Raw genomic sequence first — 5559 nt, forward strand, 5'->3', positions numbered from 1 at the left:
CTTGAGGAAACCTGTCCCTAGTACGAGAGGACCGGGACGGACGAACCTCTGGTCCACCAGTTGTCCCACCAGGGGCACCGCTGGATAGCCACGTTCGGACAGGATAACCGCTGAAAGCATCTAAGCGGGAAACCTTCTCCAAGATCAGGTTTCTCACCCTTTTAGAGGGATAAGGCCCCCCACAGAACATGGGTTCGATAGGCCAGACCTAGAAGCTCAGCAATGGGTGTAGGGAACTGGCACTAACCGGCCGAAAACTTACCAACACAAATCGCAACCACAATCCAGCGCCTGGCAGCAATGTCGTGGCGCACCACACCCCCCACCAGAACACTTGAATGAAAAATAAATAGAGTTACGGCGGCCACAGCGACAGGGAAACGCCCGGTCCCATCCCGAACCCGGAAGCTAAGCCGGTCAGCGCCAATGATACTGCCCTATTCGGGTGGAAAAGTAGGACACCGCCGAACATATACAAAAACACCCCCGGTAACGGGGGTGTTTTTGCATTTGTTTTTAAGCCGGCCGAATCTAGTCGAATAATGTCAGCTCCGCCGGCGCCCGCTTTTTCTCCAATCCGAGCAGGGTCCGCTTTCGGTCGAGCCCGCCGCCGTAGCCGGTCAGGCTTCCGCTGGCGCCGATCACCCGGTGGCAGGGGACGACGATCGCGATGGGATTGTGGCCGTTGGCCCAGCCCACCGCGCGCGCCGAACCGGGAGCGTCGATCTGCTCGGCGATTTCTCCGTACGACCGCGTCTCGCCATAGGGAATTGTCAGCAGTGCCTTCCACACCCGCCGCTGAAACTCGGTGCCCCGCAGCTCGAGCTCGATGTCGAAGTCGGTCAGCTCGCCGGCGAAATAGGCGCCGAGTTGCTCGACGGCCCCATCGAAGGCCGAAGGGTCGGGCGACCAGCCGGCGCGGTTTGGTTCGTAGGTCTGGTCGACCATCCGCAGATTCGTCAGGACGGGGCCGCGCCCGGCCAGGGTCAGCAGTCCGATCGGGCTGTCGATGGTGCGATAACTGATCATGCGACCTCCTGTGGGGGCTCCCGGGGCGGCCAATGGTTGACCGGATGCTCGAGGGTGGTCCACAGATGTTGGGTGGCATACGAGCGCCACGGCCGCCAACGGGCGCTGCGCTCGACGAGTCTCCGCCGATCCGCGGGTAACCCGAGTTGCTTTGCGGCCAGCCGAAGTCCGAGGTCGCTGGCGGGAAAGGCATCCGGATCGCCCAGGGCGCGCATCGCGATCACCTCCGCGGTCCAGGGGCCGACACCGGGCAGCGCCAGCAACTGTGCGCGGGCGCTCTCCCAATCGCTTCCGGCGTCCAGGGCGACGCTTCCGTCGGCGAGACCTGCGATCAGCGCGTTGAGCGTCAGTTGCCGGGCCTTGGGGACCGCCAGATGGATGGGATCGATCTCGGCGAGCTGTTCGACCGACGGGAAGGCATGCGTCAACGCGCCCTCGGGATCGTGCACCGGCGGCCCGTAGGCCGCGACCAGCCTGCCCGCGTGGGTTCTGGCGGCCTTCGTCGACACCTGCTGGCCCAGCACCGCGCGCACGGCCAGCTCGGCCTCGTCGACAGTGCGCGGAATGCGTTGCCCCGGCGCCTTTTTCACCACCGCGGCCAGCTCGGGGTCACCGGCCAGGGCGTCGACCACCGCTTCGGGGTCGGCGTCGAGGTCCAGCAGCCGCCGGCAGCGGGCGATCGCGGTGGTGAGATCGCGGAAGTCGTCGAGCGTCAGCCGGCAGCGGACGTGGTCGACGGCCGGTGCCAGCGTGACGACGGCTCCGCCACGCGGAAGCCGAAGGCTGCGCCGGTAGGCCCCGTCGCGCACCTCCTCGCAGCCGGGCACGATGCCGGCCGCGAGGTGGCCGAAGACACCTGCATAGGCGAAGGGCGTGCGTACTGGTAACCGAAGGCACACCGCCCCAGGCGAATTGGTGTCGGACGTGGACCGGACCGCCGCGCGTGTGCGCAGCGCCGTCGGTGTGGTCTCGAACACCGAGCGCACGTTGTCGTTGAACTGGCGGATGCTGGAGAACCCGGCGGCGAACGCCACGTCGCCGAACGGCAGGTCGGTGGTCTCGATGAGCAGCCGCGCGGTCTGGGCCCGTTGAGCCCGGGCCAGCGCGAGCGGGCCGGCACCCACCTCGGCCTGCAGCAGGCGTTCCAGCTGGCGGGTGGTGTAAGCGAGGTGAGCCGCCAGGCCGCCGACCCCCTCCCGGTCCACCGTGCCGTCGGCGATCAGCCGCATGGCCCGCGCGACGACGTCACCGCGCACGTTCCATTCCGGAGATCCCGGCGATGCGTCCGGACGGCACCGCTTGCACGCCCGGAACCCCGCCCGCTGGGCGGCCGCCGCGGTCGGATAGAACCGGACGTTGCGCGCGAACGGCGGCCGCACGGGGCAGCTGGGCCGGCAATAGATCCGCGTCGTCAGGACCGCGGTGACGAACCAGCCGTCGAACCGGGCGTCCTTGGACTGGACCGCGCGGTAGCAGCGTTCGAAATCGTCATGCACGATTCCACAGTTACACCTGCCCGCCGACAAAACTGGCGAAAAAGCGACATGGTGGTGGTAGCAGCGCCGCGCACCGGAGCCGCCCTAAGAGCCGCGGTGTTGGATCGTTGCGGCGGACGCGATGAAGTCCCGGGCCGGGCGGGACAACGATCGCCCGGAATTCCAGATCATCCCGACATCGCGATAGGCATCGGCGTCGGCCAGCGGCAGCACGCCGAGCCCGGGTGCGTATTCGCTGCCGTCGATGGGCATCAGGCTGATGCCCAGCCCCGCGGCCACCAGGCCGGCGGACGTGATGAGGTTGGCTGATTCCAGGGCGATCCGGGGCTGGAATTGCGCTGCGGCACAAAGCTCGTCGAGCAGTCGCCGCATGCCGAACCCGGGCTGCATGGCCACGAAGGACTCGTCGGCCAGCTCGCTCATGGACACCGCCGCGACGCCCACCAGTCGGTGGTGGCGCGGAATGGCGACCCCGAGCCGTTGGCGAAAGAGGCTGCGCCAGGCCAGGTTTGCCTTCTGCGGCCGCGGCGAAACCACGCCGACGTCGACGAACCCGGACTGCACGAGGCCGCCGATCGATTCGGCGGCGCCCTCTTGGAGCGTGAACGTCACCCGCGGTGACGTCTGTTTGAACGCCGAGATCAGGCGCGGCACCACCGTCGACCCGAACGAACCCAGAAAGCCGAGCCGGATTTCGCTGACGGCCGGATTGGTCAGGTCGTCGATCGCGCGCCGGGCCGAATCGAGCTCCGACTGGGCCCGGCGCGCGTGCTCGTAAAAGATTCGGCCGTAGGTGTTGAGCGCCAGCCGCCTGCCGCGGCGGTCGAACAAGGCGACCCCGAGCCGCCGTTCCAGGCGCGCCAGCATCCGGGTGAGTGTCGGCTGCGCGATGTGCAGCTGGTCGGCAGCCGCCGTGACGTGTTCGAGCTCCGCGAGTGTGACGAACCACTCGTAATCGTCCGCAGCCATGCCCGCCACCTCGGCTTATGTCGTATCAGCATGATACCGCCAGCGATAATTCATTTCAGTTTTGGACGCGGCGGCGCGCAGCATCATGGTTATGCTTCAGCCGCCCTCGATCACCGTCGCGCACCGCGCCGGAAGCAGCGGATACCGAAGGGTGACCGCCGCGCTGTACGGCGCCGGCCTGGCCAGTTTCGCGGCGATGTACTGCACGCAGGCGCTGCTGCCGGCCTTGTCGGCGTACTACCGGATCACCCCCGCCACAGCGGCGCTCACGGTCTCGCTGACCACCGGAATGCTGGCGCTGTCCATCATTCCCGCGAGTGTGCTTTCCGAGCGGTACGGGCGCGTCACCGTCATGCTGGCGTCCGGGGTGGCGTCCAGCGTCATCGGTTTGTTGTTGCCCTTCAGTCCCTCGCTCGGCGTTCTGCTCGCCGGCCGGGCGCTGCATGGCGTCGCGCTCGCCGGGATCCCCGCGGTCGCGATGGCTTTTCTCGCCGAGGAAATCCACACCTCGTCGCTCGGTTCGGCGATGGGACGGTACATCGCCGGGACCACGTTGGGTGGCCTGGTCGGGCGGATCGTCCCGTCCCTCGTCGTCGACGTCAGCAATTGGCGGGTAGCGCTATTGGTGTGCTCGGTGGCGACGCTGGCCGGCACGGTGGTCTTCGCCGTCGTGGTGCCCCGGTCGCGGTTCTTCGCGCCGAAGCCGGCGAGCGTGCGGGCGACGGTGCACAACCTGGCCGCTCACCTGCGAAACCCCTTGCTGCTGAGGCTCTTTGCGTTAGGCTTCGCGCTGATGGGTGGATTCGTCACGGTGTACAACTACCTGGGGTACCGGTTGACCGCCCAGCCGTTCGGATTGGCCTCGTCGGTCGTGGGGCTGTTGTTCCTGCTGTACCTGGCGGGCACCTGGACCTCCGTTGTCGCGGGGCGGCTCGCCGACCGCCGGGGACGCGCGCTCGTGCTCGGCGGCGCCCTGCCCATCACGGCGGCCGGCCTGGTGTTGACCGTCTCGCATGCGCTGGCCGCGATCGTGGTCGGCGTCGGGGTTTTCACCGGCGGATTCTTCGCCGCGCACACGGTGGCCAGCGGATGGGTGGGCGCCGTGGCCCACCGGGATCGCGCCGAGGCGTCTGCTCTGTATCTGTTCAGCTACTACCTGGGCGGGTCGGTGGCCGGCGCATTCGGCGGCCTCGTCTACGCCGCCGGCGGCTGGCCGGCGACGGCATGGTTCGTGGGTGCGCTGCTGCTGGCCGCCGGCTTATTGGTCACGCTGCTGGTGAGCGCAGTTCGACGTCAGGTGCCGAAAACAAGTGGGTGACCTTCGAAAAGAGTTGCCAGACGCCGTAGGCGAAGGGCAGGGCGACCCACAGCCAGGCCAGTGCGATGGGTGCGGGGCGGACCGCCGCCGTCGGGTTGGTCATGGTTGCCTCTCCGGCTGCCGGTGGGGGACGGCCTCGGGCGCGGGCAGGGCGCCCTCGGGCGGTGCGGGCTCACGGAATTTGGCGGCCACCGGCCCGATCAACTCGTTGCAGACCAGGCCGACGACCAAAAGCGCGATCATCACCTCGAACGACACCAGGTAGAGGTCGGGGCCATGCTTACCCGCCGACTTCTGCGAGTCGGCGATGGCGTTCACGATCAACGGGCCCAGCACGCCCGCCACCGACCACGCCGTCAGCAACCTGCCGTGAATCGCTCCACCTCGTAGGTGCCGAACAGATCCCGCAGGTACGCCGGGAGAGTGGAAAAGCCCGCGCCGTAGAACGACAGGATCAACACGGTGCACAGCAGGAAGGTGACCTTGTTGGAGTTGGTCGCCAGCGCCAGCGTGAGATAAAGCAGGGCGCCGCCGCCGAGGTAGAGCCGGTACACATGTTCTTGCGGCCCAGCGCATCCGACAACGACGACCATCCGATTCGGCCGAGCATGTTGGCCAGCGACAGCAGGGCGACGAACCCGGCGGCCGCCGACGCCAGCACCGCCGCGCGGGGCGCCCTCGGGAAGAAGTCCTGGTAGATCGGCGAGGCCTTCTCAAGGATGCCGATCCCGGCCGTCACGTTGAAGC

The 5559-nt window shown here is 67.7% G+C and carries 8 protein-coding genes and 2 rRNA genes; 4 read left to right on the forward strand and 6 right to left on the reverse strand.

What is annotated here, in order from left to right:
• Together VMD50_RS21755 and rrf are read left to right on the forward strand one after the other, a co-directional pair.
• Positions 1 to 266, forward strand: a 23S ribosomal RNA gene (locus VMD50_RS21755); the annotation flags it as partial.
• Between the two features lie 90 nt (positions 267 to 356).
• A 5S ribosomal RNA gene (gene rrf / locus VMD50_RS21760) occupies positions 357 to 470 on the forward strand.
• A gap of 61 nt (positions 471 to 531) precedes the next feature.
• Here rrf and VMD50_RS21765 read toward each other — a convergent pair.
• The 3 genes from VMD50_RS21765 to VMD50_RS21775 all read right to left on the reverse strand — a co-directional run bounded on the left by VMD50_RS21765 (position 532) and on the right by VMD50_RS21775 (position 3494).
• Positions 532 to 1029: a methylated-DNA--[protein]-cysteine S-methyltransferase gene (locus tag VMD50_RS21765; protein WP_325430597.1), complete on the reverse strand. Its 498-nt coding sequence runs from the start codon at positions 1027 to 1029 to the stop codon at positions 532 to 534.
• On the reverse strand, positions 1026 to 2525 hold the full coding sequence (locus VMD50_RS21770) for a DNA-3-methyladenine glycosylase 2 family protein (protein ID WP_325430599.1): 1500 nt from the start codon (positions 2523 to 2525) through the stop codon (positions 1026 to 1028). Before VMD50_RS21770 ends, VMD50_RS21765 begins: the two co-directional genes overlap by 4 nt.
• 84 nt (positions 2526 to 2609) lie before the next feature.
• A complete protein-coding gene (locus tag VMD50_RS21775) occupies positions 2610 to 3494 on the reverse strand; it encodes a LysR family transcriptional regulator (RefSeq protein WP_325430601.1) in 885 nt (294 codons plus the stop codon).
• 91 nt (positions 3495 to 3585) lie between these two features.
• Between VMD50_RS21775 and VMD50_RS21780 the strand changes: the two genes are divergently transcribed.
• Positions 3586 to 4812 (forward strand): MFS transporter, encoded by a 1227-nt coding sequence (locus VMD50_RS21780; RefSeq protein WP_414686138.1) that lies wholly within the window; start codon positions 3586 to 3588, stop codon positions 4810 to 4812.
• On the opposite strand, the gene VMD50_RS29915 is transcribed toward VMD50_RS21780, so the two are convergent.
• From VMD50_RS29915 to VMD50_RS30035, 3 genes are read right to left on the reverse strand one after another with little or no spacing between them, the layout of a single operon-like run.
• Complete coding sequence (locus VMD50_RS29915; RefSeq protein ID WP_414686139.1) at positions 4760 to 4915, reverse strand: MFS transporter small subunit; 156 nt, start codon at positions 4913 to 4915, stop codon at positions 4760 to 4762. The genes VMD50_RS21780 and VMD50_RS29915 overlap by 53 nt on opposite strands.
• Positions 4912 to 5157 carry a hypothetical protein gene (locus VMD50_RS30030; RefSeq protein WP_475448064.1) on the reverse strand — a complete coding sequence of 82 codons (246 nt, stop codon included), beginning with the start codon at positions 5155 to 5157 and terminating at the stop codon, positions 4912 to 4914. The genes VMD50_RS29915 and VMD50_RS30030 overlap by 4 nt, the downstream gene beginning before the upstream one ends.
• Positions 5158 to 5168: 11 nt before the next feature.
• Positions 5169 to 5366, reverse strand: a complete 198-nt coding sequence (locus tag VMD50_RS30035; protein ID WP_475448067.1) for a hypothetical protein — start codon at positions 5364 to 5366, stop codon at positions 5169 to 5171.
• Between VMD50_RS30035 and VMD50_RS30040 the strand changes: the two genes are divergently transcribed.
• Positions 5367 to 5510, forward strand: a complete 144-nt coding sequence (locus tag VMD50_RS30040; RefSeq protein WP_475448070.1) for a hypothetical protein — start codon at positions 5367 to 5369, stop codon at positions 5508 to 5510. It abuts the gene before it with no gap.
• Positions 5511 to 5559: the final 49 nt, after the last annotated feature.

This window comes from Mycobacterium sp., from assembly GCF_035506235.1.
GTDB lineage: Bacteria > Actinomycetota > Actinomycetes > Mycobacteriales > Mycobacteriaceae > Mycobacterium.